A 26,086-nucleotide genomic window follows, 5' to 3' on the forward strand; every position below is an offset into this window, starting at 1 on the left:
ATCGCGGGCCCAGCGGTCACGCCGCGGCGCGGGCCACAGGCGAAAGGGCGATGACTTGCCCCGATCGGGTCTCCGCCGGCAGGCAGAGGGAGACGATGGCGGGCGCCACGTCCTCGGGCTTGGGCAGACGACCCGCATCCTCGCCCGGGAAGGCGGCGGCGCGCAGGCGGGTGGCGACCGGGCCCGGGTCGACGAGGTTCACCTTCAGAGGCGTGATGGCGACCTCGGCCGCCCAAGCGCGGACGAGGTGCTCGAGCGCGGCCTTCGAGGCGCCGTACGGCCCCCAATAGGCGCGCGGCGCGCCAGCGACGGAATCTGTCAAGAACACCGCCCGCCCGGCGTCGGAGGCGCGTAAGAGCGGCTCGGTGGTGCGCATCAGCCGCCAGTTCGCCGTCACGTTCACCGCCCAGAGGTCCTTCCACTCGTGATCGGGGAGGTGAGTCAGGGGGCCGAGCCGCCCGAGCAACGCCGCCGCGCCGACCACCACGTCGAGACGGCCGAAGCGGGCGGCGAGATTGGGCCCAATGAGGTCGATCGCCTCGCCCTCGCGCAGATCGAGCACGAGCAGCGTGGCGGACCGCCCAGTGGCGGCGCGAATAAGATCGTCCGTCTCCTCGAGTGCGCCTTGCGTGCGGGAGAGGGCGACGACGTGGGCCCCCGCGCGGGCGAGTGCCACCGCCACTGCCCGGCCGATGCCTCGCCCCGCCCCGGTGACCAGGGCGACCCGGCCGGCGAGCGGCCCCTCGCCGGCAGAGGCGGGCGCGGGTCCGCTCACGGCCGTTCCGCGAGCAGGGAGAGCTGGCGGTCGTTCGCCTGGTCGGCCTGGTCCGTCAGCGGGATCGGGTAGTCGCCGGTGAAGCAGGCATCGCAGAACGCCGGGTGCCGCGCATCGCGCGGCGCGCCCGACACCGCGCGATAGAGCCCGTCGATGGAGATGAAGGCGAGGCTGTCGGCGCCGATGATGCGCGCCATGGCGGCGACGTCGTGGCGGGCGGCGAGCAGTTCCTCGCGCTCCGGCGTGTCGATGCCATAGAAGCAGGAATGCGTGGTGGGCGGCGAGGAGACGCGCATGTGCACCTCGCGCGCCCCGGCCGCGCGCACCATCTCCACGATCTTGCGCGAGGTGGTGCCGCGCACGATCGAATCGTCCACCAGCACCACGCGCTTGCCCTCGAGCAGCGCACGGTTGGCGCTGTGCTTCAGTTTCACACCCAAGTGGCGGATCTGATCCGTCGGTTCGATGAAGGTGCGGCCGACATAGTGGTTGCGGATGATGCCGAACTCGAACGGCACGCCCGCTTCGGCCGCGAAGCCCATGGCGGCGGGAACCCCGCTGTCGGGCACGGGCACGACGATGTCGGCCGCCACCGGTGCCTCGCGCGCGAGCTCGGCCCCGATCCGTTTGCGCACCTGATAGACGGGTGTTCCTTCCACGATCGAATCGGGCCGGGCGAAATAGATGTGCTCGAAGATGCAGAAGCGTCGCGCCTGTTTCGCCCAGGGCTTGATCGAGCGGATGCCGGCCTGCTCGACCACCACGATCTCGCCCGGCTCGACGTCGCGCACGAACTGGGCGCCGACGATGTCGAGCGCGCAGGTCTCGGAGGCGAGCACCCAGGCCCCGTCCTTCTGCGGCAGCCGCCCCAGGATGAGCGGGCGCACGCCGAACGGATCGCGCGCGCCGATCAAGGAGTCGTTGGTGAGTGCGACGAGCGAATAGGCGCCCTGCACCTGCTTCAGCGCGTCGATCAGCCGATCGACCACCGTGCCGTACAGGCTGATCGCGATCAGGTGGACGAACACCTCGGAGTCGGTGGTGGACTGGAACAGGCAACCGCGGCGAACGAGGGCCCGGCGCAGCGCATGCGCATTGGTGAGGTTGCCGTTGTGGCCCACCGCGAGCCCGCCGAACTCGAAATCGGCATAAAGGGGCTGCACGTTGCGCAGCACGGTATCGCCCGTGGTGGCGTAGCGCACATGGCCGATGGCGGCGCGGCCGGGCAGCCGCGCCATCACCCGGGCATCCGAGAAGATGTCGCCGACCAGGCCGAGCGCCTTGTGGCTGTGGAAATGCGCCCCGTCGAAGGAGACGATGCCGGCCGCCTCCTGGCCGCGATGCTGCAGGGCATGCAGGCCGAGCGCGGTCAGCGCCGCGGCGTCGGCGGCGTTCCACACCCCGAACACGCCGCATTCCTCGCGCAGATGGTCCTCGTCGCGTCCGATCACCCCGTCCCCCTCGCGACCCCTCGACCCGACCGCTCCCGGCTTCACCCCGTGCCCCGCACTGCGGCTCAGTTCGCCCGGCCGGCCGGGCGGGCCTGGGCGGGCTGGGCTGGCGGCGGCAGAGGCAACAGACCCTCCGGCAATTGACGCACGATCCACTGCCCCCCGGCCTCGAGGGCGGGGCGGGTGCGGGCATTGGCCGCCCAGTCCGGCCAGCGGTCGGGCGGGGCAAGCCATGCCGCTGCAATATAGGCGAAACAGAGGATCGCCGCACCCCGCACCAAGCCGAAGGCAAGGCCGAGCGTGCGGTCGATCGCGCCGAGCCGCGACCCCTGCACGAGGTCGGAGAGGCTGCCCGCGATCAGCGACAGCACGATCAGCGAGACGAGGAAGATGGCCCCCCCGGCAAGCCCGTTCGCGACCAGCCCCGGCTCGATCAGCCCGCCCAGGCCCACGAGATGGGGCGCGAGCAGCGGGTAGCCGAACAAGCCAGCGGCGGCCGCACCGACCCAGGCGGCGATGGCGAGGGTCTCGCGCACGAAGCCGCGCAGAGCCGCAAGCAGGCCCGAAAGGCCGAGCACGAGCAGGACGGCGATGTCGAACCAGGGCATGCGGGCGGCATACGATAGGGCCGTGGCCGGGGAAAGCGCGGCGTCGAAGGCCCGGTCGCCCTCCACTGGCGCGGCTGAACGTCTGCCTCAGGATCGGCGCACGGCGGGCCGGGGAGCCTCCTCCCGGCCCGCTCGCCGCTCAGGGAAGGCGAGCGCGGCCACCAGGTCGGCGAGATGCCCCACCTCCCACAGGCGCAAGCCCTCCGGCACAGCGAGCGCCCGGCCGCGCCCGGCCACCCGCTTCGGCAGGCAGGCGGTGGCGAACCCCAGTTTGGCGGCCTCCTTCAGCCGCGCCTCGGCCTGGCCGACCATGCGCACCTCGCCCGACAGCCCCACCTCGCCGAAGAAGACGCAGTCGGCCTCGGTCGGGCGATCGACCAGCGCCGAAACCAGCGCCGCCGCCACCGCGAGATCCGCCGCCGGTTCACTGACCTTGAGGCCGCCGGCGACGTTGAGGAACACGTCACGGTCGGCGAACGACACCCCGCAGCGCGCCTCCAGCACGGCGAGCAGCAAGGCAAGCCGGCCCTGATCCCACCCCACCACGGCGCGCCGGGCGGGGCCCTCGCCGGCACGCCGCGACACCAGAGCCTGGATCTCGACGAGCACCGGGCGCGTCCCCTCCACCCCGGCGAACACCGCCGAGCCCGATACGTTGCCACGTCGCTCGGCGAGGAAGAGGGCGGAGGGGTTGGCCACCTCGGCGAGGCCCCGCGCCGTCATCTCGAACACGCCGATCTCGTCGGTGGCGCCGAACCGGTTCTTCACCCCGCGCAGGATGCGGAAGGCATGGCCGCGGTCGCCCTCGAGATACAGCACCGCATCGACCAGGTGCTCGAGCACGCGCGGGCCGGCGAGCGCGCCCTCCTTCGTGACGTGGCCGACCAGCACGAGCGCGAAGCCCCGCGCCTTCGCCGCGCGGATCAGCTCCGCCGCGGCGGCTCGCACTTGGGCGACCGTGCCGGGTGCTGCTCCGACTTCCTCCAGCCAGACGGTCTGAATGGAGTCGACGATGGCGAGATCGGGCCGGGGCTCGGCTTCCAGCGTGGCGAGCAGGTCGCGGAGCGCGGAGACGGCAGCGAGCGCGACGGGAGCCTCGGCGAGACCGAGCCGGGCGGCGCGCAGCCGGATCTGATCGACGGATTCCTCGCCGGAGAGGTAGAGCACCCGCCGGCCGGCGCGGGCGAGGGAGGCCGCCGCCTGCAGGAGCAAGGTCGACTTGCCGATGCCGGGATCGCCCCCCACCAGCACGGCGGAGCCGGGGACGAAGCCGCCCCCCAACACCCGATCGAGCTCGGCGATGCGCGAAGCAAGCCGCGGCGGGGCTTCGCTCTCGCCCCTGAGCCCGACGAGCGGCACCGCCCGCCCACCCAGCGCCGCCGCCCCGCTGCCCGGGGGCCCCGGCCGTGGGACGGCCTCCTCGGCGAGGGTGTTCCACGCCCCGCAGGCGCCGCACTGCCCGGCCCACTTGGCGAAGGCCGCCCCGCAGGCGGTGCAGACGAAGCGGGTGGCGGGTTTCGGCATGAGCCTGCCCTAAGCCCGGTCGCCCGCGCCTGTCGAGCCCCTCCCCGCCGGCCCTCGGCCCGTGCGACACTGCCGGCGATGCCCGACTCCGCCCCTCAGCCCCCCACCGCCCGTGAGGAGATCTGGGCCCGGCTCGCCGCCCGCGCCGCCGACCCGGCCTCGCGCGGCGTGCGGGGCAAGCTCGGCCGCGACCCCAACCGCTTCGCCCGCCTCTCCGCCTCGGGCGCGGGGCTGGTGCTCGACCTCTCCCGCACCGCCCTCGACGAGGCGCTGCTCGAAGACCTGCTCGCGCTGGCCGAGGCGGCCGACCTGATCGGCGGGCTGAAGCGGCAGATGCGGGGCGAGATGGTGAACGCGACGGAACGGCGCGCCGCCCTGCACACCGCGTTGCGGGCCCCCGACGGGGCGGGAATCCGCGCAGAGACCCCCGACGGCTGGCAGGACGCCTCCGCCCTCATCGAGCGCGAGCGGAACCGTCTGCGCGCCTTCGTGCAGGCCCTGCATGAGGGCGCGATCACCACCGCCTCGGGCGTGCCGTTCGCCGCGGTGCTCAACCTCGGCATCGGCGGCTCCGACCTCGGCCCGGCGATGGCGACCGAGGCGCTCGCCGCCATTCGCCCCCGGCTCGCCGCCCGCTTCGTCGGCAATGTCGACGGGCACGGGCTCGCCGCCACGCTCGCCGGGCTGGACGCCGCCCGCACCCTCGTGCTCGTCGCCTCGAAGTCGTTCACCACCCAGGAGACGATGGCGAACGCGCGCGCGGTGCGCGGCTGGCTCGCCGGCGCCATCGGCGAGGAGGGGGCGGCCCGGCACCTCGTGGCCCTCACCGCCAACCCGGCCGCGGCTGAGGCCTTCGGCATCGCCCCCGACCGGATCTTCGCCTTCGGCGAATGGGTCGGCGGGCGGTATTCGCTCTGGTCGAGCATCGGGGCGGCGATCGCCCTCGCCCGCGGCTGGGACGCCTTCGCCGGGTTGCTCGCCGGGGCCGAGGCGATGGACCGCCACGCCGTCACCGCGCGTCCGCGCCGCAATCTCCCTCTCCTGCTGGCGCTCACCCACACCTGGCACGCCACCTTCTGCGGCCACCGCGCCTATGCGTGCCTCCCTTACGACTCCCGCCTCGCCCGGCTGCCGGCCTGGCTGCAGCAGCTCGAGATGGAGTCGAACGGCAAGCGGGTGGATGAGGCGGGACGACCCGTGCCGTATCCTACGGCGCCGGTGGTGTTCGGCGAACCCGGCACCAACGCCCAGCACTCCTTCCTGCAACTGCTGCACCAGGGCACGGACATCGTCCCCGCCGACATCATCCTCATCGCCCGCCCCGACCACGCCCTCGCCGACAACCACCGCATCCTGCTCGCCCATGCGCTGGCGCAAGGAGCGGCACTCGCGCTCGGGCGAAGCGAGGCGGAGGCCGAAGCCGAGGCCCGGGCGAAGGGCGAAGACCTCGCCCTCGCCCCCCACCGCACCTTCCCCGGTGAGAGGCCCTCCATCCTCCTCCACCTGCCGCGGCTCGACCCCTTCCATCTCGGCGCGCTGCTCGCCCTCTACGAGCACACGGTGGCGCTGCAGGCGGCGCTGTGGCGCATCGACGCCTTCGACCAATGGGGGGTGGAGCTCGGCAAGCGTCTTGCCGGACCTCTCGAGCAGGCGCTCGCCACCGGCGACACCGGCGGGCTCGATCCTGCTTCGGCCGGGGCGGTGCGGCTTCTCGGCAGGCTCGGCTGATGGGCGCGATCCGCCTCCTGCCGCCCGCGGTCGCCGACCGCATCGCCGCCGGCGAGGTGGTGGAACGCCCCGCCTCGGTGGTGAAGGAGCTCGTCGAGAACGCCCTCGATGCCGGAGCGCGGCGGATCTCCGTGACCCTCGAGGGCGGGGGGGTGGAGAGGATCGCGGTCGAGGACGACGGGGTCGGCATCGCGGCGGAGGACCTGCCGCTCGCCGTCGAACGCCACGCCACTTCCAAGCTCGCCGACGAACGGCTGATCGAGATCGCCACCTTGGGCTTCCGCGGCGAGGCGCTGCCTTCGATCGGGGCGGTCGCCCGGCTCTCCCTGATCTCCCGCCCGCGCGGGGCGCCGGAAGGCGCGGAGATCACCGTCGAGGCGGGGGTGAAGGGGCCGGTGCGCCCGGCCGCCGCCGGCTTCGGCACGCGCGTGACGGTGCGCGACCTTTTCTTCTGCGCCCCCGCCCGACTGAAGTTCCTCAAGAGCCCGCGCGCCGAGACCGACGCCGCGCTCGCCGTCCTCCGCCGCCTCGCCCTCGTCCACCCCGAGGTCGCCTTCCGTGTCACGGTGGACGGGCGCGAGGTGCTGGCCTTGGCGGCCGGGGAGCCGTTCCGTCGCATGGCGGACCTGCTGGGCGAGGAGATGGCACGCCACGCCATCGCCCTCGCCGCCGAAAAGGGCGCGCTGCGCCTTGCCGGTTGGGTGGGCCCGCCGAGCCTGACGCGGGCGACGCAAGCGGACCAGCACCTCGCGGTGAACCGCCGCCCGGTGACGGATCGTCTGCTGCGCACCGCCCTGCGCGTCGCCTACGGGGACGCGATCGCGGTCGGGCGCCATCCGGTCGCGGTGCTCGCCCTCGACCTGCCGGCGGAAGCGGTGGACGTGAACGTGCACCCGGCGAAGGCCGAGGTTCGTTTCCGCGACGCCGAGGCGGTTCGGGGCTTCGTGATTGCCGCCGTGCGCGAGGCGCTGGGGGCGGCGCGCACGGTGGCCCCGGTGCCCCTCCGCCCGCCGGCCTTCCGCTTCGCCGCCCCGCGCGCGGCCGCCCCGGCTCTGGCCGAGGCCCCCGCCCTTCCCCTCACCGCCCCGCCGGCCGCACGCCCCGCGCCGGTTCCTCTCCCCGCCCCCGTCGAGCACCCGCTCGGCGCGGCGCGGGCGCAGCTGCTCGCGACGTACATCCTCGCCGAGACGGCGGACGGGGCGTTGATCCTGGTCGATCAGCACGCCGCCGCCGAACGCATCCGGCACGAGGCGCTCAAGCAGGCGCTGGCTGCCGGCGGTGTTGCGAAGCAGGCGCTGCTCGTGCCTGCCGTGGTGGAACTCTCGCCCGGGGAGGCCGAGGCGGTGCTGGCGCGGGCCGAGGCGCTGGCGCGGCTCGGCCTCGTCGTCGAACCCTTCGGCGGTGCGGTGCTGGTGCGGGCGGTGCCGGCCCCCCTTTCGGGCTGCGATGCGGCGGCGCTGGTGCGCGATCTCGCCGAGGAGCTCGCCGAAAGCGGGGAGAGCCGTGCCCTGGCGGAGCGGCTCGATGCGGTGCTGGCGCGCATGGCTTGCCACGGCTCGATCCGTGCCGGGCGACGCCTGACGGAGGCCGAAATGAACGCGCTCCTGCGCGCGCTCGAGACCACGCCGAACGGAGGCACCTGCAGCCACGGCCGTCCGACCTGGATCCGCCTCGAGGCCGCCGACCTCGAACGCCTGTTCGGCCGGCGTTGATGGGAACCGTTTCGGCCCCGCGCCGCGCCCGGTGCCGGCCGCCTGAGCACGGTCGCGCTCACCCGACCGCCGCCAGCACCTCCTGCCGGGTCGCCTCGATCGTCTCCGGCGCCGGCACCCAGCCGTTCTCCTTCGACAGTGACGGATCGAGGCAGAGCGTGTCGTCGAACTCGTTGATGGCGTCGATCTCCGTGCCCATGGCGACGTTGGTCTGACGCTCGACGACGAACTCAACCACCACTGGAACCTGGTGTTCGGCGGCAAGCCGTTCGGCCTCGGCCAGCGCGCCGCGGATCGCGTTCGGGCTCTCCACCCGGATCGCCTTGCAGCCCAACCCTTCCGCCACCGCGACGTGATCGACCCCGTAGCCGGTCGGCCCCGAACCGTCCTTCATGTTGATGTTCTCGAAGGCGAGGCTCACCTCGAAGTCCATCTTGAAGTTGCGTTGCGCCTGGCGAATGAGGCCCAGATAGGCGTTGTTCAGCACCACGTGCACGTAAGGCAGGCGGTGCTGCGCGCCGACCGCGAGCTCCTCGATCAGGAACTGGAAGTCGTAGTCGCCGGAAAGCCCGACGATGCGCCGGTCGGGGTCGGCGGCGCGCACGCCGAGTGCGGCCGGCAGGGTCCAGCCCAAGGGGCCGGCCTGGCCGCAATTGATCCAGTGGCGCGGGCGGAACACCTTGAGGAACTGCGCGCCCTGGATCTGGCCGTTGCCGATGGTGGTCACGTAGGTGGTGTCGTCGCCGAAATGTTCCACCATCTCCTGGAACACGCGCTGCGGCTTCAGCGGCACGTCGTCGTAATGGCTGCGGCGCTGCATCACCCGCTTGCGGTGCAGGCATTCGGCCGCCCAGGCCGAACGATCCGGCAGCCGCCCCGCGCGCTTGCGCTCCTCCGCCACCGCGACGAACAGGGCGAGTGCCGCCTTGGCGTCGGAGACGATCCCCAAGTCGGGGCAGAAGACGCGGCCGATCTGGGTCGGTTCGATGTCGACATGGATGAAGCGCCGGCCCTTCGTGTAGACCTCGATCGAGCCGGTATGGCGGTTGGCCCAGCGATTGCCGATTCCCAAGACCATGTCGGAGCGGAGGAAGGTCGCGTTGCCGTAACGGTGCGAGGTCTGCAGCCCGACCATGCCGGCCATCAGCGGATGATCGTCGGGGATCGCGCCCCAGCCCATCAGGGTCGGGATGACGGGGATCCCGGTCAGTTCCGCGAAGCGAACGAGCAGGTCGGCGGCATCGGCGTTGATGATGCCTCCCCCCGCGACGATCAGCGGCCGCTCGCCCTGCTCGAGCAGGTCCATCGCCGCCTCGATCTGCTTACGCGTGGCGGCGGGTTTGTAGACGGGGAGCGGTTCGTAGGTGGCGATGTCGAACTCGATCTCGCCCAACTGCACATCGAGCGGCAGGTCGATCAACACCGGGCCCGGGCGGCCCGAGCGCATCAGGTGGAAGGCCTGCTGCAAGGCGCGCGGCACGAGGGCGGGTTCGCGCACCGTCACCGCCCACTTGGTCACCGGCTTGGCGATCGATTCGATGTCGACCGCCTGGAAGTCCTCCTTGTGCAGCTTGGCGCGCGGCGCCTGGCCGGTGATGCAGAGGATGGGGAGGGAGTCGGCCTGCGCGGTGTAGAGGCCGGTGATCATGTCCGTCCCGGCCGGGCCCGAGGTGCCGATGCACAGCCCGATCTTGCCCGGCTTGGCGCGGGTGTAACCGTCCGCCATGTGGGAGGCGCCCTCGACATGGCGGGCAAGGATATGGCGGATGGTGCCCCGCGCGCGCAGCGCGGAGTAGAGCGGGTTGATCGCCGCCCCCGGCACGCCGAAGGCGCACTCGATCCCCTCGCGTTCCAGCACCAGCACGGCGGCATCGACGGCGCGCATCTTGGGCATCGGACGGTCTCCTCTCCTTCCCTGTCTGCTGCCGCGTCAATGCCTGAGCCTCGCCCGCCGCGCAATTTTTTCGGAAGGATTTTCCGCGCAGGCCGCAGAGCCAGGAAAGCCTTGCCGTTCCAATGTCTTGCGATTTTCCGGCAGGATTTTCCGACGCAGCGCGGAAGGATTTTCCGCTTCACGAGCCCGCGCGCCGGTGGCAACAAGCCCCCGCCATGACGGTGCAGAAACGCCCGCGCGGACGCCCCCGTCTCGCCGCCACGCCGAACGAGGCCCCGCTCGTCACCCTCGATCGCGCGGTCGCCTTGCTCCGCCTGCTCGCCGAACGGCCCGGCCTCGGCCTGACCGCCGCGGCCGAAGCCGCCGGGCTTCCGCCCTCCTCGACGCACCGCATCCTCACCACGCTGCAGCACCACGGCCTCGTCGAGTTCGAGGAGCCGGCCCAGACCTGGCACATCGGGGCGGAAGCCTTCCGCATCGGCACGGCCTTCCTCGCCCGCCGCAAGGTCACCGACCGGGCCCGCCCCGCCCTGCAGGCCCTCGTCGCCGCCACCGGCGAGACCGCCAACCTCGCACTGCCCGAACCCGACGCCGTGCTGTTCGTCGCGCAGGTCGAAACCCACGCGCCGATCCGTGCCTTTTTCCGCCCCGGCACGAAGAGCCCCTACCACGCCTCCGGCGCGGGCAAGGCGATCCTCGCCGCGCTCGACGACGAGGCGCTGAAGCGGCGGCTCGCCACCCTCAGCCTCGAGCGCTTCACCGACCGCACCCTCGCCGACCGTACCGCGCTCGCGCGCGACCTGATCAAGACGCGCGCGCGGGGTTTCGCGATCGACGACGAGGAACGGTTTGAGGGCATGCGTTGTGTCGCCGCCGCCATCCGCGACGAGACCGGGGCCCCGGTCGCCGCCCTGTCCATCTCGGGCCCCACCGTGCGCCTGACCAAGGCGCAGGTGCTCACACTCGGCCCCGCGGTGGCGCGGGCGGCGGAGGACGTCACCCGCGCCATCGGCGGGCGGACGGCCGGATAGCTCGCATCAGCCCGGCCTCCACGCAAAACACCCCTTGCAACCGGTCGGAAGATGACCGTCGCGTTTGAGCGTGACGACGGGCGGGGGGCTCCGCAGTCCGCAGGTTGGGGAGGCAGGGAAACGAGAACCCTGCGTGATGCCTTGCCGTGCCGTGCAGCCACGGCACCGGCCGCCACGGCCGACCTGTCCGGCCGCAGCGTGGCGCGAACGACCGGCCTGCTGCCGGCCGCTCCGCTCGCCGCCATCGCGCTGACCAGCCCGGCCGAAGCCCAGCACGCGCAGGTCGAAGGCGAGGATGGCGCCGACCAGCAGCCCGACGCCGAGCACGTGCAGCACCGAGGCGGCCGGATAGAGCAGCAGGTCCTCGCGGGCGAAGCGGCCGAGGGCGGAGGCTTCCAGCGCGACGGCCCAAGCGGGCCCGACGCCCGCCTCCCCGTGCCCGCCCACCGGGGCTCAGCGCAGCTGCGTGGTGCGCTCGCCGACCCTGATCCACTCCGCGCGCAGTTCCTCCGCCCGCTCGCGATGCGGGTAGCCCATCACCGTCACACTCGCACCGACGACGAGGCCCGCCTCGGTCAGGCCACGGTTGGTCATGCGGAAGGGCGGAGCGAGCACCACCTCCCAGGTCTTGCCTTGGGTGGCGAGCCAGACCGTGGCATGCGGGTTGGCGAAGGCGATGCGCTCGATGGTGCCGGTGAGGGTCTGCGGATTCTGCGCGTCGTAGGCGCCCCAGCCGTGATGGGCGACGGCGGGCAGGCCGATGCCGGCGGTGAGCGCGGCAGCAAGCAGCAGGCGACCACCGTTCGTGGCGACCCCCCTGTCCCTCCCGCGAGCCTCGCCCATCGCCGCGATCGGGAAAACCCATCCGCACACGGACGTGACGGAGCCGCCGCCCTCGTCAGGCCAGCGGGACGAACCGGAGGGCGGAGCGGATGGCGCGCCGCGTGCCGGCCAGATCCTCCGTCCGATCCAGCGCGAAGGCGGCAAGCCCGGCGAGGAAGGTCTTGGTCAGCCCGACCTCCTCCACCATGCGCGCCACCCCGCCGCGATCGAGCCGCGCCGCCTCGCGCACCCAGTGGATGAGGCGCGAGAGGTTGAACACCATCGGCACCCAGGTGTGCGGATGCGACGGCCACGCCTTCACCGCCAGCATCTCCAGCGTCACCTTGCGCCGCTCCGCCGCCGCGGCGAACCAGCGCATCAGCACGGTCTCCGCCCGCTCCCTCGCGGGGGCGAGCACGAACTCGGCGGGGTTGTCGGGGGGCGCGAGCATGCGGGAAAGAAGACGGGTGAAGTGGGCATCGGCGATCGCGTCCGCATCGCGGAAGCGGGCGAGAAGGTCGGGCAGGGTGATGCCGACCTCGCCCGCCACGTCGTGCAGGCGGAGATTGGGCCAGCCCTCGAAGGCGGCGCGATCGAGTGCGGCGTCGAGGATCCGTTCGGCGAGCGCGTCCATGCCCGGCATATCGGCGCGCCAGCGCGGCGGTGCAACCGCGCTGGCGCGACGGCCGCCGCAGTGTCATGCGCTGGCCATGGACTCGACCCTCGCCGCCCTGCTCGACGACACTTGGCGCGGCCTCGTGCGCGCCGCCGCCGACCGTCGCCACCCCTGGCGCACGCCGGTGCTCGCCACCGTCGCGGCGGACGGCGCGCCGAACGCCCGCACGGTGGTGCTGCGCGCTGCCGACCCCGCCACGCGCACGCTTCGCCTGCACTCCGACCGGCGCAGCGCCAAGGCGGCCGAGCTCGCGCGCGACCCCCGCGTCACCCTCGTGTTCTGGGACCCCCGCGCGCGGGTGCAGCTTCGCCTGCGCGGCCGCGCCGAGGTCCTGCACGAGGGGCCCGAGCACGCCCGCGCCTGGGCCGCGACCCCCGCCGCCGCGCGGCGCGACTACGCGACGCGCCTGCCGCCCGGCACGCCGATCGCCGCCCCCGAGGACGTCGCGCACGGCGACGGGGCCGCCCATTTCGCCGTCATCCGGGTCAGGGTGATGACGATCGATCGTCTTGCCCTTGCCGCCGAAGGCCACTTGCGCGCAGGGTTCGCCTGGGAGGGCGACGAGCCGCGCGCAACCTGGCTCGTGCCGTGACGCCAAGCGGAGTGGCTCGCCGTGGAGAAACGCACGCAGATCAACCTCTGGTACGTTCTCGCCGCGATCTTCGCCTATCTGTTCATCACCGACCTGTTGCAGGCCTCGCGCCAGACCGAGACGCTTCCGTATTCCGAGTTCCGCAAGCTGGTGGCCGAGGGCAAGATCGCCGAGGCCCGGGTGGGGCAGACCACCATCACCGGGCGGTTCCGCGAGCCGCAGGACGGGCGGCAGTTCTTCGTCACCCAGCGGGTGGATGAGGATCTCGCCGAGGAGCTGCTCAAGGGTGGGGTCACCTTCACCGGCGCGGTGCCCAACACCTTCCTCACCAACATCCTCTCCTGGACCCTGCCCGCGCTGGTCTTCTTCGGCCTCTGGTGGTTCGTCGTCCGCCGCTTCGCCGACCGCGCCGGCTTCGGGGGCCTGATGTCGGTCGGCAAGTCGAAGGCCAAAGTCTACGTCGAGAAGAACACGGGCGTCACCTTCGCCGACGTCGCAGGCTGCGACGAGGCGAAGGCCGAACTGGAGGAGATCGTCGCCTTCCTCAAGGACCCGGAGACCTACGGGCAGTTGGGGGCGCGCCCGCCGAAAGGGGTGCTCCTGGTCGGGCCGCCGGGCACGGGCAAGACTCTGCTCGCCCGCGCCGTGGCGGGCGAGGCGGGCGTGCCGTTCTTCTCCATTTCGGGCTCGGAATTCGTCGAGATGTTCGTCGGCGTCGGCGCCGCGCGGGTGCGCGACCTGTTCGAGCAGGCCCGCCAGGCGGCGCCGTGCATCATCTTCATCGACGAACTCGACGCGCTGGGGCGGGCGCGCAGCGCGGGCCCGATCTCGGGCGGCTACGACGAGAAGGAGCAGACGCTGAACCAGCTGCTCGTCGAGCTCGACGGCTTCGATCCCTCGGTCGGCATCATCGTGCTCGCCGCCACCAACCGGCCCGAGATCCTCGACCCCGCCCTGACGCGCGCGGGGCGCTTCGACCGCCAGGTGACGATCGACCGGCCCGACAAGAAGGGGCGGCGCGACATCCTCGCCGTGCACGTGCGCAAGATCAAACTGGCGCCCGGCGTGGATCTCGACGCGCTCGCCGGCCTGACGCCGGGCTTCACGGGGGCGGATCTCGCCAACCTGGTGAACGAGGCGGCCCTGGCCGCCACGCGCGCCAAGCGCACCGCGGTGACGATGGAGGACTTCACGCTCGCCATCGAGCGCATCGTCGCCGGCATCGAGCGTCGGTCGCGACTGATGAACGAGGACGAGCGGCGTCGTGTGGCCTACCACGAACTCGGCCACGCCCTGGTCGCGCTGTCCATCCCCGGCATGGACCCGGTGCACAAGGTGAGCATCATCCCGCGCGGGGTGGGCGCGCTCGGCTACACGCTGCAGCGGCCGACGGAGGATCGCTTCCTGCTCACCGAACGCGACCTCAAGGGCCGGATGGCGGTTCTGCTCGGCGGACGGGCGGCGGAGGACCTCGTCTTCGGCGAGATCTCGACCGGGGCGCAGGACGACCTGATGCGCGCGACCGAGATCGCGCGCGGCATGGTCACCCGCTACGGCATGACGGAAAAGCTGGGCGAGGTCGCCTACGAGACGGAGACGAGCCGTTTCCTGGGCCTGCCCATCGAGGGGGGCGGGCGGCGCTTCTCGGAGGAGACGGCACGCGAGATCGACCTCGCGGTGAAGGAGCTGGTGCGCGAGGCGCACGAGCGGGCGAGGGCGATCCTCGCCGAACGCCGCGCCGAGCTCGACCGGCTGGCGGCGGAGCTGCTCAGGCGCGAGACGCTCGGCCCCGAGGACCTGCCGAAGCCGGTTCAGGCACGCAACGACACCGCGGTGTCATCCGCTGCCTGAGCCGCCTGCGCTAGAGGACGGGCATGGACCCGCACGTCCCGCCCGTCTTCTGCGGCCTCTCGACCGAAGGCCCCTGCGAGCCCGACGCGCTCCCGCGCGAGCTCGACCGCTTCGTCTCCGCCGGCTGCACCGCGGCCGAGATTTCCCTGCAGAACGGCTTCACCGTGTGCGGCGGGCGGGTGAAGGCGCAGGAGGTGGAGGCGATCGGGCGCGTGCTCGCTCGTTTTACCCTCCGCTACACCATGCACGGGCCTCTGGGCCTGAACCTGATGGATGCCGACCACCACGACCGCCACGTCGCGGTGGCGCGGGCCTTCATCGAGGTCACCGCCGCGCTCGGCGCCGCCGTGCTCATCGTGCACGGGGGTGTGTGGCCGAAAGGGCTGGCGGCGGTGGAGTTCGAGCGGCGTCGCGCGCTGGAGGTTGAGGCGCTGCAGCGGCTCGGCGACGAGGCAGGCCGGCGCGGGGTGACGCTCGCGCTCGAGAACCTGCCGCCGATCTCCTCCATTCCCGAGACGCACGACGCCTGGGGCATCGCCGCCCAGCTCGAGCGTGTGGCGCATCCGCAGGTCGGTGCGACGCTCGATCTCGGGCATGCCGCGATGACGGCGCGCACTCGCCAGCAGAACCTCGCCGCCAGCGTGCGGGCGATGGCGCCGCATGTGGTGCACGTCCACGTGCAGGATCAGTTCGGCCACCCCGACGGCATCCGTGTCCCCGGCCACGGCGAGGCCTTGGCGTTCGGGGTGGCCGACCTGCACGCACCACCCGGCTGGGGCGATGTTCCGCTGGCGGACCTTCTCGCCCTCGTGCCGTTGCGGGAGGGCAGCGTGCTGATCTACGAGCTCGCGCCGAAGTTCTTCCGCTTCATCCCGGAGACGGTGGCGGCGCTGCGGGAGCTCGCGCACCGCGTTTCGGGCACACTCCCTGTCCGGGTTGGGTCGTTATCCTGAGGTCGCTTGGCGGGGCGATGACGTGAACCATGATCGGTTGCGTCGTGCCTTCGCTCGTGAAGATGCGAAGAGGCACACTCCATTCACGGTGTCCCTCCCAGTCCGGGCGCGCCGGGGGCATGGGAGAAGGACCTCCATGCGCCGAGGCCGGTTCGCGCGGCTCGAACTCGTTGGGTTCCTCGACGCACTCGAATTCGGCCACGATTCCCATCATGTCAGGCAGGATGCGGACGCGATCCGCCGGCTGCCCGCCCAGGGTGACCACTGGGCTTCGCCACAGGCGGCCACCTTGCAATAGGAACCGCGCCCCTCGGCCGACCGTGGCGGACAAGCGAGTAGGGTTCGATGGGCGAAGATAGGGTGTCTGGATGATCTCCAGGCGCAGCGCACGCAGGAACTCCGACGTACCGCCCGGCACCCGGACGTGATGGACGTGCTCGCGACAGTTCGGCGGGAGCGGGTCGGCATGCCCGGCACCGGTCGTCACCGAAGCGTACGCGGTTGTGCGGGTCGGCGTGTCGGCTCGGCGGCGCGCCCATTCCGTGACGGCTATCAGGTCTCGTGCCGGCTCGTCAGCCGCAAGCCAGCAGCCGATTGTGGTGATTCGTAACCCTCGCCACCATGACGGGATCGACACCATGGCGCCGAGATTGTGCAGTTGCATGTCCGGGTCGTCGTCGCCGGTCGGTGCTGAAAAGACCCAGCCGAAGGTGGTCGAGATGTCCCGCCCCGCATCTCTCATGCCGGCGCGCTCCGATCGTTCCTCCGGCGGAAGGGTGAAGCTAACCACGACGGCCGGCGAGCGGTGACGGCGGAGGGCGTGCTCTGCCCGCCGCCCGATCTGCGCATCGGCATCGCGAATGGCCCGGCTGGCTGCGACCAGCAGGTCGAAGGCCTCACGCTGCGAGGTGGAGACGACCTCGGTCACCGCGCGCGGGGTCAAGCCGTAGGCGAAGACTTCGGCATGGATGGCGTCGAGCGCCCGCATCAACTTGTCGGCCCTGAGGATTGGATTGCCGGCGGGCCCTCCCTGCCTTACTGGAGAAACAAGGAGACTGCAGCCGAGGCCCGATTTCGCGTCCTCGACGATCGTAAGGTCGAGAAGGTCGCTCAGCCGAAGCCCTTCTTCGGGACGGCCCGTGGTCGGCAAAGGTCGGTGCAACTCCACCCAGCGCGCCACGGAGGCTGCACAGAGCATAGTTCCGCGATCCACCGTGATCCGAAGGGGGGTAAAGCTGGAAGAACCCGAGCAGTGGTCGTCGCGAGCTTGGCGCTGGGAGACTTCGCTTTCCGCATCGGACCGACGCAGGGCGGGATGGTCAAAGGTCAAACATCGGTTGACATGATCGTCGAGGAACGAAGACGACGGTGAGTTCCGGACCTCGCGAATGAGCGCCACGAGGAGAGCCGCCTCCTCCACCGCCCCGAACGAGGGCGGGCATGGGACCGGCACCGGCTGGAACCTGAGGTCTTGGGCATGACCGGAATGCGCTGCAGCACCTCCCGAAGAGGAGGTGTCCGAACGGGCGGGCACAAGGAACGGGGCCAGTCTTACAGCCATCGGCACTTGACCACCCGACGTCGCCCGAAGCGCCTCGAGATATTTGATCACGTGCTGGAACTGCGGGTGGATCTCGACGAGCGCAAAGGGCAGGTGGTGCGAACGTCGGTCCTTGCACGCTGGATGCTCATGAAGGGCATTGAAGCCGAACAAGCGGACGAACGCGTCCTGCCACTCTTGCTCGGCCTCCTGCACGGCCTGCCTCCTTGCCTCGTCCGCGGGCCGCAGCCGGGCTGCAACTTGGATCGCAACGAACGCTTCCCGCAGGGCTTCGAGGTACTGGTCCTTGCCTAGCTTCTTCAGCACTTCTCCGTGGTGGGTTCGCGCTTGGCGATTGAAAGCCTCTTCGGCTTCCTTCACCCAAGAACGAAGACGCTGTGCTAGCGTCATATCTTGGTACGATCCGGTATTCGCGTCTGCTCTCGTCACTGGCAGGGATTTCTGCTGCCAATCCTCCAGGCAGCGAGCCAGAACATCAACTTGGTTCGTGTTCGCCTGCGCCCCTGCCTTCGTGAGAACCTGCGCGCAGAGAGCGATCCTGAGCGACTGAAGAAGCTCGACGAGGCCCCGGTTCGGCGCTTGCACCGGATGGTCGAACAGGACGGCCTGGCGGCTAAAGATCGCAAAGTCGATCTCGCGCTGCATGACCTCGGCCCAGTCGCGATACAGCGCCCAGCCATTCCGTTCAGCGTCGAAAGGCTCCCTCTCGACCTTAACCACCACGGCGGCATGGCCCTTGCTCGAGCGCCCCAGGATCTGGCGGCTCCACCGAACCGGTTCGACGATCCTACGCGCGGGCGGCAGGACCGTGGCATCCAGGTTGAGTTGCAGGAGCGTGCTGCCGTCGATGTCGTGCCGGTCATCGAGCATGGCCCGCGTCCGTTCCTCACGCAGGATGGAGCGATAACGGTTCATCTGGTGAAACAGATCCAGGGTCGGTTCGCGATGTGCGGCCTCTGCTCCAGTCAGCTTCTCGTCCCGCCGAAGTGGACCTTGCTCAGGCTTGTTCTCACCCGTCCCCAACCGAGCGACGATCTCGGCCACCATCTGGGTCTCGACGATCTGGGAACGGAACGTTTCCGGTTTCTCCTCGAGTTCCCTCAGCCTGCTGTCGATCCACGCGACGTGGTCGAGACGGTCGTTTACAAGCCGTTCGCGCGTGTAGATTTCGGGGGTGCCGACGACCACGCCGCCGCTGTCCGGTTCGAGGCGTGACAGGACAATCGTGGCAGCGGCAGCGCCGAGGAGCGCCGTCAGGACGAAGGCGACCGCGCGCCGGATCACAGGTGGACCTCCTGACCGTCAGACGCGACGACCGCCTCGTCGGTCAGCCTGAGGCCCCGCTCCAGCGCGTCGAGCACGACGTCGAACAGGACTTTCCGGGTGAGGCGGCAGAAGAGGGTCTCGGTCGCATCGAGCCTTCCATGTTCGGCCAACTTGTTGACCGGCGCGCCGCCGCCACAGAGCGGAAAGTAGGAACAGCTCGCACGGCACGCCGCCACGCCGCTCGCGATCTCGCGCGCGATCTCCGAACTTCGGATCCGCTCGGCGATGACCGCGAACGGCTCCTCAAGGAGATTGCCGAACACGAAACTGCCGTGACGGTCGCTGGCGAGACCCAGCAACTCTGGCGAGAAACTCGACACCCCACCGTCGACGGCGACCGAGAGGGCGGCGAGCGGCTCGGTTTGCTCGTTGAAACCATCACGCTCGTCGGTCGCCAGGAGTGCAATCGCCTCGGCGAACTCCCGCACCCAAATGCGGTCCGGGCATGCCGACCATCGCTCGAGAAAGCGTTCCAGAAAGGCGCGATACGCCCGTTCGACGCCCGCGAAAGCGAGCGAGCTCGCGCGATGTGCGCCTTCGACCTCCTCTACGTTGAAACACACTCGCCGAATTCCCGCCTCGAGGTAAAAGTCGAACAGCCGATCCGCCTCGCCGAGATGAGCGCGCGTGAGAACCGTGATGACGTGAAACGGGATCTCTGCCTCCCGAAGCCGACCGACGGCACGCATCGCTGCGCCGAAAGTCCCCTTGCCGCCTCGCGTACGTCGCGTCGCATCATGAAGGTCCGCTGGCCCGTCCAGCGAAAGGCCGATCCCGATGTTCCAGCGGCGGAGAAGCGCGAGCCAAGCATCGTCGAGGCCAATTCCGCTGGTCTGTAACCCCCAACGTGGCGAGACTGTGGGGAAGGTCCGCGAACCGATCAGGCTCATCGCCGCGTCGTACCAATCGGCACGCAAGGCCAACGGTTCACCGGCATGCCAAACCACCGACGGCACGGGGTCGGCCCACTGCGGATGGAGGATCTGTTCGGCGACGGCGGAGAGCACGCGCTCCGACATACAGCGCCGATCATCACGATCAGGCAGATAGCAGTACGAACACTCGAACGGACAGAATGGCGTGCTTTGGAGGACAACAAGGCGACATTTGGTTAGGCCTTGCATCCCGCCTCACCAATTACGCCACCAATTTCCCCAATTTCCCCAGTTCGGCCAGTTATTCCACCAGTTCCACCATTGGGCTAGAACTCGTTGACCCAATTCATCGACAGCAGCGGAGTTGCAACCGAACTGAACCTCCTGCGCACTGTAGAGGGGGACCGGGTCGTCGCTAGGGGCCGTCAACGGGCTCATGGGTGCTTCCAGGCGCTGCCGAAGCGCAGCCACGCGCCGCTTCAGGTCAGCCATGGCCTCAACTGAGGTTGGCGCCCTTGCGCTGGTCGCGGGTGTCGCCGGCGCGGCCCCAGCCGCTCCGATGACAAGCAAGCGCAGCAAGAACCCGCGCCGATTGTCCTGAAATGGATTTCGCCCCATGGGCCGCTCCCCGTTGACGCCCCACACACGTCAGTATGACGGTCAACAAAGGTCCAATTCAACCGCAACCAGAAGCCGAATTCGTTCGCGAGCGTCACCCCGCCCGCGCCCTCGCCTCCTCGGCGAGCGCCCGGATGCGGCGGATCATCGCCGCGACCCCGTTGCCGCGGTTCGCCGAAAGGTTGCCGATCAGGTCCAGCTCGATGAGGAAGCGCGGGTCGACGGCAAGGATCTCCTCCGGCCTCCGCCCCGAATAGACGCGCAAGAGCAGGGCGACGAGTCCCTGCACGATCGCCGCGTCGGATGCCCCCGCCAGCCAAAGCCGCCCCTCCGCCACGCGGTGTTCGAGCCAGACCTGGCTTTGGCAGCCCTCGACCCGGCGCGCGGGCTCCTTCCAAGCCTCGGGAAAGGGCGGCAGCGCCCGCCCCCAGTCGATCACCTGCTCGTAGCGGTCCATCCAGTCGTCGAAGAAGGAGAGCTCCTCGCGGATGGCTGCGATCGCGGCTTCGGGGCTGGGCTCGGTCGGGCTGACGAAGGGTGGTTCCATCACGAAGGGCGAGATGGCGCCGCCGACGCCGCCCTCAATGGGCGGCGAGCCCGCCATCGACGGCGAGCACCGCCCCGGTGATGAACGACGCCTCGTCGGAGGCGAGAAAGAGGGCGGCGTTGGCGACATCCTCCGGTCGCCCGGGCCGGCGCCAGGGCGTGCGCGCAGCGGCGCGCTCGGCCGCCGCGACCTCCTCCGGCCGATTGGAGCGATGGACGACGATCGCGCCCGGGTCGATCACGTTGCAGACGATGCCGTCCGCCGCGTGGTCGACGGCGATGCGGCGCGCGAGTTCGTGCACCGCGGCCTTGGCGGCGGCGAAGGCGGCCGTGCCGGGGGCGGTCGCCGTCACCGTCGGGCAGCCGACGGCAAGGATGCGCCCGCGCACCCCGTCTTCGCCTTCCACCTGGCCGCTCATCTGCCGCACCGCCGCGCGGCTCGCCAGGAACACGCCCGTCACCGCCAGCGCCAGCGTGCGTTCCCACGCCTCCAGCGTGGTCTCGGTGATCCGCCCGCCCCAGCCGATGGCCGCGGTGGTGACCAGCACGTCGAGGCGGCCGAAGCGATCCGCCGCGCAGGCGACCGCCGCCTCGGTGTCGGCCTCCGAGGTGAGGTCGGTCTTGCGGAAGATCGCCGCCCTGCCCTCGCGATCGAGGATCGCCCGCGTCGGCTCGCCCCCCTCGGGCGGATGGTCGGTCTGATCGGCGATGACGACGATCGCGCCTTCGCGGGCGAAGCGCAGCGCGATCGCCCGCCCGATGCCCGATGCCCCTCCCGTCACCAGCGCGACCTTGCCGAGCAGCCGATCCGCCATCCGTTTCCCCCAGACCGGAGCTTGAAGCCCACTCGTCGCCCCCGCATCTAGCAGGCATGGAGGCCGATTGCGACGCCCCGCGCATCGTTCCCGATCCGACCGACCCGCGGCTGACGCGCCGCGTGCGCGGCATCGACCACACGGGGGCCGAGGTGGAGGCCGCGGTCACGGTCGAGAAGCCGCTGACCTTGTTCCTCAACGGCACCGAGATCGTCACCATGATGACGATCGGCGACTATCCCGAGTACCTCGCCCTCGGTTACCTCCTGAACCAGAACATGCTTCGCCCCGACGACGAGGTGACGGCGGTCGAGCACGACCCGGACCTCGACGTCGTCGTGGTGCGGACCGCGCGCACCACCGACTACCAGGAGAAGCTGAAGAAGAAGACCCTGACCTCGGGCTGCGCGCAGGGCACCGCCTTCGGCGACCTGATGGAGCGGTTCGAAAGCATCCGCTTGCCGGAGGCGACCTTGCGCACCTCCTGGCTCTATCGCCTCACCCACGCCATCAACACCATGCCGAGCCTCTATCTCGAGGCCGGCGCGATTCATGGCTGCGTGCTCTGCCGCGAGGACCGCCCGCTCGTCTACATGGAGGATGTCGGCCGGCACAACGCGGTGGACAAGATCGCCGGGTACATGTATCGACACCGCATCGATCCGGCCGACAAGATCTTCTACACCACCGGCCGCCTCACCTCCGAGATGGTGATCAAGACCGTACGCATGGGCATTCCCATCCTGGTCAGCCGCTCCGGCTTCACCGCCTGGGGGGTGGAACTCGCCCGCCAAGCGGGGCTGACGCTGATCGGACGCGCCCGCGGCAAGCGCTTCCTCGCCCTCTCCGGCGAGCATCGCATCGTCTTCGACCTCGACCCGGCTTATGTCGAGGAGGAGAGTGCGAAGCACCGGCGCAAGGGTGCGCGCGACGACGACTGAGGCCGGCGTGGACGCGGCGGAACGTACGGGCGGGGCGCATCCGCCCACGCTCGGGGTGCTGCTCGCCGGCGGGCAGGGCCGGCGCATGGGCGGAGCCGACAAGGGTTTCATTCGTGTGGGTGAGCGAACGATCCTGGAGCGGATCGTTGCGCGGCTTGCCCCCTCCTGCGCGGGCCTCATCATCAACGCCAACGGCGAGCCCGCCCGTTTCGCGGGCTTGGGCCTTCCCGTGGTGCCGGATCCGATCGCGGGCTACGCGGGCCCGCTCGCCGGCATTCTCGCCGCCCTCGAATGGGCGGCAGCGGAGAGGCCCGATCTCGCCTGGATCGTCACCGTCTCCACCGACAGCCCGTTCCTGCCGCGCGACCTCGTCGCCCGCCTGCACGCGGCGCGCGCGGCAGCCGGTGTGCCGCTCGCCTGCGCCGCCTCAGGCGGGCGCACCCATCCGCCGATCGGGCTGTGGCCGGTCGCCTTGCGCGCCGACCTTCGGCGCGCCCTGACCGAGGAGGGGGAGCGCAAGATCGACCGCTGGACGGCGCGCCACGGTGTGGCGGTGGCTGAATGGCCGGCCGACCCGTTCGATCCGTTCTTCAACGTCAACACCCCCGAAGACGCGGCGATCGCGCAGTCGCTCGCCGCGCGATTCCCCGCGGCCTGAGCCTGGTTGCCGCCGCGGCGGCTTGCGTCTGACGCGCGAGGCGGCAAGAATCGCCGCCGGGAGACGCACAACAGCCGGTGCACGCGCCATGAAGTCGTTCCTGCTCGCCATTCTCGCCGCCGTGGTGATCGCCATCGGAGCGGCGTATGTGCTCGACACCCGTCTGCAGCGTTCTGTCGAGGCGGCCTACTCCACCTCCGGGGTACGGCTCTGAGTCTCAGAGGATCTCGCTCCAGGGGATGAAGGCGACCGTCTCGCCGGGGACGAGGTCGGTGCGCGTCTCGGCGAGTTCGACGAGGCCGTCGGTGCGGGTGAGCGAGGAAATCAGCCCTGCCCCCTCGCGCGGGTAGTTGCGCGCCTCCAGCACCCCGTCCTCGGCGGCGGCGACGCTGACGCGCACGTACTCCCGCCGCCCGGCTTTCTTACGGTAGCGGAACGCGCTGCGCACGGGAAAGCGCAAGGGGGGCTTCGGCACCGCTCCCGCAAGCAACAGCGCGAGCGGCTTGGCGACGTGGACGAAGGTGACCACCACCGCTGCCGGGTTGCCGGGAAGGCCGGCGAAGGCGGCGCGCCCGATGCGGCCGAGGGCGACGGGGCGGCCCGGCTTGATCGCCAGCCGCCAGAAGTCGAGCCGACCCGCCGACTCCACGGCGGCCTTCACGTGATCCTCCTCGCCGGTGGAAACCCCGCCCGAGGTGAGGATCAGGTCGTGCGTTTCCCCGGCCGCGGCGAGCGCCCGGGCGACCGCCTCGCGCCGATCGGGCAGGATGCCGAGGTCGCTCACCGCGAAGCCGAGGCGGGCAAGCGCAGCCTGCAGGGTGAAGCGGTTGCTGTCGAACACCTGCTCTGGCGCGAGCGCGGTGCCGGGTTCGGCGAGCTCGTCGCCGGTCGAGAACACGGCAACACGCAGCCGCCTGCGGACCGGCAGGGCGGCGAAACCGAGCGCAGCCGCCATGCCGACATCCTGCGGGCGAAGCATGGTCCCGCGCGCGAGCGCCACCGTCCCTTTCGGCACGTCCTCGCCGGCGGCGCGCGCATTCGCCCCCCGCTTCAGACCCGGCGGCAGGCGCACCCGCCCGTCGGGCAGCACCTCCGCATCCTCCTGCATCATCACCGTATCCGCCCCCTCCGGCATCGGCGCGCCGGTGAAGATGCGGATGGCCTCGCCCGCCCGCAGCGGCCTGCCGAGCGCGCCACCCGCCGGCACCCGGCCCGTCACCGGCAGCACGGTGTCGGTGTCGGGCGCGAGATCGGCATGGCGCACCGCGTAGCCGTCCACCGCCGAGTTGGCGAACGGGGGCAGGTCGATCGGCGCGATCAGGTCCTCGGCCAGGATCCGCCCCACCGCCGCACGCAGGGGCACGGTCTCGACGCCCGTCAGCGGAACGAGACGCTCGCGCAACGCCGCCAGCGCGGCATCCACCGACATCAGCGCGCCGCCGAAGGCGAAACAGTCGTCGGAGAGCTGCGCCACCGCCTCAGCCGACTGCGCGCGCGCGCCCCGCAAGCCCCGCCGAGCGGATGACGAAGTCGGCGATCGCGTCCACGTCGTCGAGAGGAAGGACGGGGCGATCGCAGTCCGGAACCGGCCCGTCGGAGGCGACGGCGCGGATCATGGCATCCTCGGGGAAGAGCGGCGGCTTGCCGGTCGCCGCACGCCAGACCTCGAGCTTGGGATGCGGGTTGCGCTTGAACCCCTCGACCAGGACGAGATCGACCGGCGAGAGGCGGGTGAGGAGGTCGGCGAGCGAAGGCTCCGGCGCACCGCGCAACTCGTGCATGAGCGCCCAGCGATTGGCCGAGGCGATCAGCACCTCCGTCGCCCCCGCACGACGGTGCTCGTAGCTGTCCTTGCCCGGCTGATCGATGTCGAAGGCGTGGTGCGCATGCTTGATGGTCGAGACCCGCAAGCCCCGTGCGATCAGGGCGGGGATCAGGCGGACGAGCAGCGTCGTCTTGCCCGAGCCGGACCAGCCGGTGATGCCGAAGATGGTCATGGATCGAACAAGCAGCCGGCGGGGAGCACCCCGCCGGCCATGTCGAGACGGAACGGAGGAGGACGGGTGGCGATCAGTCCGCGCCCGCCCCTTTGGCGCCCGCCGGCAGCGAGGCCTTGCGCGTCGGGTTCATCACCTCGTCCACCCACAGGCTGTGGTGCTCCTTTGCCCAATTCAGGTCGACCTTGCCCGAGCCCATGGCGGAGAAAGCGCCCTCCATGCCGAGCGTGCCGATGTAGATGTGGGCGAGGATGAGCGCGATCATCACGAAGCCGACGATGCCGTGGATCTGGGTCGCGAGCTGCATCCCGTAGACGTCGGTGGCGATGAACTGGAACGGAAACATCTTGATGAAGCCCGTCACCGCGATCGCCGCGCCGCCCAGCACGGTGGTCCAGAACACGATCTTTTGCCCGGCGTTGAACTTCTTCGCCGGCGGGTGCGCGTGCCCGACGAGGCCGCCCCCCTTGGCGAGCCACTCCAGGTCGGTCGAATCCGGAAGGTTCCGGTGCACCCACAGCAACAGGATCAGCACCACGCCCAGGGTGAAGGGGAAACCGAGGAAGTTGTGCGCGACCTTGGCCCATTCGGACCAGGCGGTGAAGGCTTCGGGCCCGATCAGCGGCAGCAGGACATGCCGGCCGAAGCTGATGTTGAGCCCCGTGATGGCGAGCACGATGAAGGTGGAGGCGGTGAGCCAGTGCGCGAACCGCTCGACGCCGTCGAAACGTTGGATGTAGCGGCCCGAGGGCCCGGCGGCGATGCGGATGCGCCCGCGCACGAGATAGAACAGCGTGATCACCGCCAGCATGCCGAGGATGGCGACGGCACCCACCCATTTCATGGTCGATCGCCAAGCTTCCTGGAACTCCCGCCCGTGCGGCTGGATCAGCGTCGCCGCCTTCGGGTCGGGGATGGACACCCGCCCGACCAGTTCGCCGTGGCGGCCCTGCGGCTGCGTTTGCAGGTAGCGGAACAGGAGTTCCTCCTGCGCCGCGGCCGGCGAGGCGGGTGCGCCTTGCGCGAGGGCGGTGGAGGTGATGGCCGGTGCGGCGAAGATCGCCGCCCCGAGGCCGAGGGCGAACGCTACCGCCAGGGTGCGGAGCCGCCGTGCGAAGCTTGTCATGCGGTC

Annotated in this window: 24 protein-coding genes; 9 read left to right on the forward strand and 15 right to left on the reverse strand. The window is 70.9% G+C overall.

Annotation, left to right across the window (positions count from 1 at the left end; genetic code table 11):
- Positions 1–16: 16 nt before the first annotated feature.
- The 4 genes from DWB05_RS10475 to radA all read right to left on the reverse strand — a co-directional run bounded on the left by DWB05_RS10475 (position 17) and on the right by radA (position 4,358).
- Positions 17–775 carry an SDR family NAD(P)-dependent oxidoreductase gene (locus DWB05_RS10475; protein WP_114377156.1) on the reverse strand — a complete coding sequence of 253 codons (759 nt, stop codon included), beginning with the start codon at positions 773–775 and terminating at the stop codon, positions 17–19.
- Positions 772–2,226 carry an amidophosphoribosyltransferase gene (purF, locus tag DWB05_RS10480; protein ID WP_232818502.1) on the reverse strand — a complete coding sequence of 485 codons (1,455 nt, stop codon included), beginning with the start codon at positions 2,224–2,226 and terminating at the stop codon, positions 772–774. The genes DWB05_RS10475 and purF overlap by 4 nt, the downstream gene beginning before the upstream one ends.
- 65 nt (positions 2,227–2,291) lie before the next feature.
- Positions 2,292–2,834: a CvpA family protein gene (locus DWB05_RS10485; RefSeq protein WP_157967169.1), complete on the reverse strand. Its 543-nt coding sequence runs from the start codon at positions 2,832–2,834 to the stop codon at positions 2,292–2,294.
- Between the two features lie 87 nt (positions 2,835–2,921).
- On the reverse strand, positions 2,922–4,358 hold the full coding sequence (radA, locus tag DWB05_RS10490) for a DNA repair protein RadA (RefSeq protein ID WP_114377159.1): 1,437 nt from the start codon (positions 4,356–4,358) through the stop codon (positions 2,922–2,924).
- Positions 4,359–4,436: 78 nt separating this feature from the next.
- Between radA and pgi the strand changes: the two genes are divergently transcribed.
- Both pgi and mutL read left to right on the forward strand, forming a co-directional pair.
- Positions 4,437–6,086 carry a glucose-6-phosphate isomerase gene (pgi, locus tag DWB05_RS10495; protein WP_114377160.1) on the forward strand — a complete coding sequence of 550 codons (1,650 nt, stop codon included), beginning with the start codon at positions 4,437–4,439 and terminating at the stop codon, positions 6,084–6,086.
- On the forward strand, positions 6,086–7,798 hold the full coding sequence (mutL, locus tag DWB05_RS10500) for a DNA mismatch repair endonuclease MutL (protein ID WP_114377161.1): 1,713 nt from the start codon (positions 6,086–6,088) through the stop codon (positions 7,796–7,798). Before pgi ends, mutL begins: the two co-directional genes overlap by 1 nt.
- A gap of 58 nt (positions 7,799–7,856) precedes the next feature.
- On the opposite strand, the gene gcl is transcribed toward mutL, so the two are convergent.
- Positions 7,857–9,692: a glyoxylate carboligase gene (gcl, locus tag DWB05_RS10505; protein ID WP_114377162.1), complete on the reverse strand. Its 1,836-nt coding sequence runs from the start codon at positions 9,690–9,692 to the stop codon at positions 7,857–7,859.
- Positions 9,693–9,907: 215 nt separating this feature from the next.
- On the opposite strand from gcl, the gene bhcR reads away from it, so the two are divergent.
- Positions 9,908–10,723, forward strand: a complete 816-nt coding sequence (gene bhcR / locus DWB05_RS10510; protein ID WP_114377163.1) for an HTH-type transcriptional regulator BhcR — start codon at positions 9,908–9,910, stop codon at positions 10,721–10,723.
- 6 nt (positions 10,724–10,729) lie between these two features.
- On the opposite strand, the gene DWB05_RS10515 is transcribed toward bhcR, so the two are convergent.
- Genes DWB05_RS10515 through DWB05_RS10525 form a run of 3 tightly spaced genes read right to left on the reverse strand, consistent with a single transcriptional unit; the run spans position 10,730 to position 12,179 of the window.
- A complete protein-coding gene (locus DWB05_RS10515; RefSeq protein ID WP_114377164.1) occupies positions 10,730–11,170 on the reverse strand; it encodes a hypothetical protein in 441 nt (146 codons plus the stop codon).
- Between the two features lie 6 nt (positions 11,171–11,176).
- Positions 11,177–11,566, reverse strand: coding sequence for a DUF6152 family protein (locus tag DWB05_RS10520; protein WP_232818503.1), 390 nt, complete (start codon positions 11,564–11,566; stop codon positions 11,177–11,179).
- 55 nt (positions 11,567–11,621) lie between these two features.
- Entirely contained in the window at positions 11,622–12,179 is a 558-nt protein-coding gene (locus DWB05_RS10525) for a hypothetical protein (RefSeq protein WP_114377165.1), read from the reverse strand.
- On the opposite strand from DWB05_RS10525, the gene DWB05_RS10530 reads away from it, so the two are divergent.
- Genes DWB05_RS10530 through DWB05_RS10540 form a run of 3 tightly spaced genes read left to right on the forward strand, consistent with a single transcriptional unit; the run spans position 12,178 to position 15,617 of the window.
- Complete coding sequence (locus DWB05_RS10530; RefSeq protein ID WP_232818504.1) at positions 12,178–12,813, forward strand: pyridoxamine 5'-phosphate oxidase family protein; 636 nt, start codon at positions 12,178–12,180, stop codon at positions 12,811–12,813. The genes DWB05_RS10525 and DWB05_RS10530 overlap by 2 nt on opposite strands.
- Positions 12,814–12,834: 21 nt before the next feature.
- Positions 12,835–14,664: an ATP-dependent zinc metalloprotease FtsH gene (ftsH, locus tag DWB05_RS10535; protein WP_114377167.1), complete on the forward strand. Its 1,830-nt coding sequence runs from the start codon at positions 12,835–12,837 to the stop codon at positions 14,662–14,664.
- A gap of 23 nt (positions 14,665–14,687) precedes the next feature.
- Positions 14,688–15,617 carry a sugar phosphate isomerase/epimerase family protein gene (locus DWB05_RS10540; protein ID WP_114377168.1) on the forward strand — a complete coding sequence of 310 codons (930 nt, stop codon included), beginning with the start codon at positions 14,688–14,690 and terminating at the stop codon, positions 15,615–15,617.
- On the opposite strand, the gene DWB05_RS14700 is transcribed toward DWB05_RS10540, so the two are convergent.
- The 4 genes from DWB05_RS14700 to DWB05_RS10565 form a co-directional block, all read right to left on the reverse strand.
- Positions 15,532–18,462, reverse strand: coding sequence for a hypothetical protein (locus DWB05_RS14700; protein ID WP_157967170.1), 2,931 nt, complete (start codon positions 18,460–18,462; stop codon positions 15,532–15,534). The genes DWB05_RS10540 and DWB05_RS14700 overlap by 86 nt on opposite strands.
- A complete protein-coding gene (grrM, locus tag DWB05_RS10555; RefSeq protein ID WP_114377171.1) occupies positions 18,459–19,628 on the reverse strand; it encodes a cyclophane-forming radical SAM/SPASM peptide maturase GrrM/OscB in 1,170 nt (389 codons plus the stop codon). The genes DWB05_RS14700 and grrM overlap by 4 nt, the downstream gene beginning before the upstream one ends.
- Positions 19,629–20,091: 463 nt before the next feature.
- Positions 20,092–20,544, reverse strand: coding sequence for a SufE family protein (locus DWB05_RS10560; RefSeq protein WP_114377641.1), 453 nt, complete (start codon positions 20,542–20,544; stop codon positions 20,092–20,094).
- A 34-nt stretch (positions 20,545–20,578) separates the two neighbouring features.
- Positions 20,579–21,358: an SDR family NAD(P)-dependent oxidoreductase gene (locus DWB05_RS10565; RefSeq protein WP_114377172.1), complete on the reverse strand. Its 780-nt coding sequence runs from the start codon at positions 21,356–21,358 to the stop codon at positions 20,579–20,581.
- A 56-nt stretch (positions 21,359–21,414) separates the two neighbouring features.
- On the opposite strand from DWB05_RS10565, the gene DWB05_RS10570 reads away from it, so the two are divergent.
- From DWB05_RS10570 to DWB05_RS15245, 3 genes are all read left to right on the forward strand, one after another.
- Complete coding sequence (locus tag DWB05_RS10570) at positions 21,415–22,299, forward strand: formate dehydrogenase accessory sulfurtransferase FdhD (RefSeq protein WP_114377173.1); 885 nt, start codon at positions 21,415–21,417, stop codon at positions 22,297–22,299.
- Positions 22,300–22,306: 7 nt separating this feature from the next.
- Positions 22,307–22,957, forward strand: coding sequence for a molybdenum cofactor guanylyltransferase MobA (gene mobA, locus DWB05_RS10575; RefSeq protein WP_232818505.1), 651 nt, complete (start codon positions 22,307–22,309; stop codon positions 22,955–22,957).
- A gap of 88 nt (positions 22,958–23,045) precedes the next feature.
- A complete protein-coding gene (locus tag DWB05_RS15245) occupies positions 23,046–23,171 on the forward strand; it encodes a hypothetical protein (RefSeq protein WP_269815574.1) in 126 nt (41 codons plus the stop codon).
- 3 nt (positions 23,172–23,174) lie between these two features.
- Here DWB05_RS15245 and DWB05_RS10580 read toward each other — a convergent pair whose 3' ends face one another.
- From DWB05_RS10580 to DWB05_RS10590, 3 genes are all read right to left on the reverse strand, one after another.
- Entirely contained in the window at positions 23,175–24,431 is a 1,257-nt protein-coding gene (locus tag DWB05_RS10580; protein ID WP_114377642.1) for a molybdopterin molybdotransferase MoeA, read from the reverse strand.
- Positions 24,432–24,435: 4 nt separating this feature from the next.
- Positions 24,436–24,954, reverse strand: a complete 519-nt coding sequence (gene mobB, locus DWB05_RS10585; protein WP_114377175.1) for a molybdopterin-guanine dinucleotide biosynthesis protein B — start codon at positions 24,952–24,954, stop codon at positions 24,436–24,438.
- A 73-nt stretch (positions 24,955–25,027) separates the two neighbouring features.
- A complete protein-coding gene (locus tag DWB05_RS10590) occupies positions 25,028–26,080 on the reverse strand; it encodes a formate dehydrogenase subunit gamma (RefSeq protein WP_114377176.1) in 1,053 nt (350 codons plus the stop codon).
- Positions 26,081–26,086: the final 6 nt, after the last annotated feature.

Origin of the sequence: Elioraea thermophila (ex Habib et al. 2022), from assembly GCF_003336755.1 — a bacterium.
Classification (GTDB): domain Bacteria; phylum Pseudomonadota; class Alphaproteobacteria; order Acetobacterales; family Acetobacteraceae; genus Elioraea; species Elioraea thermophila.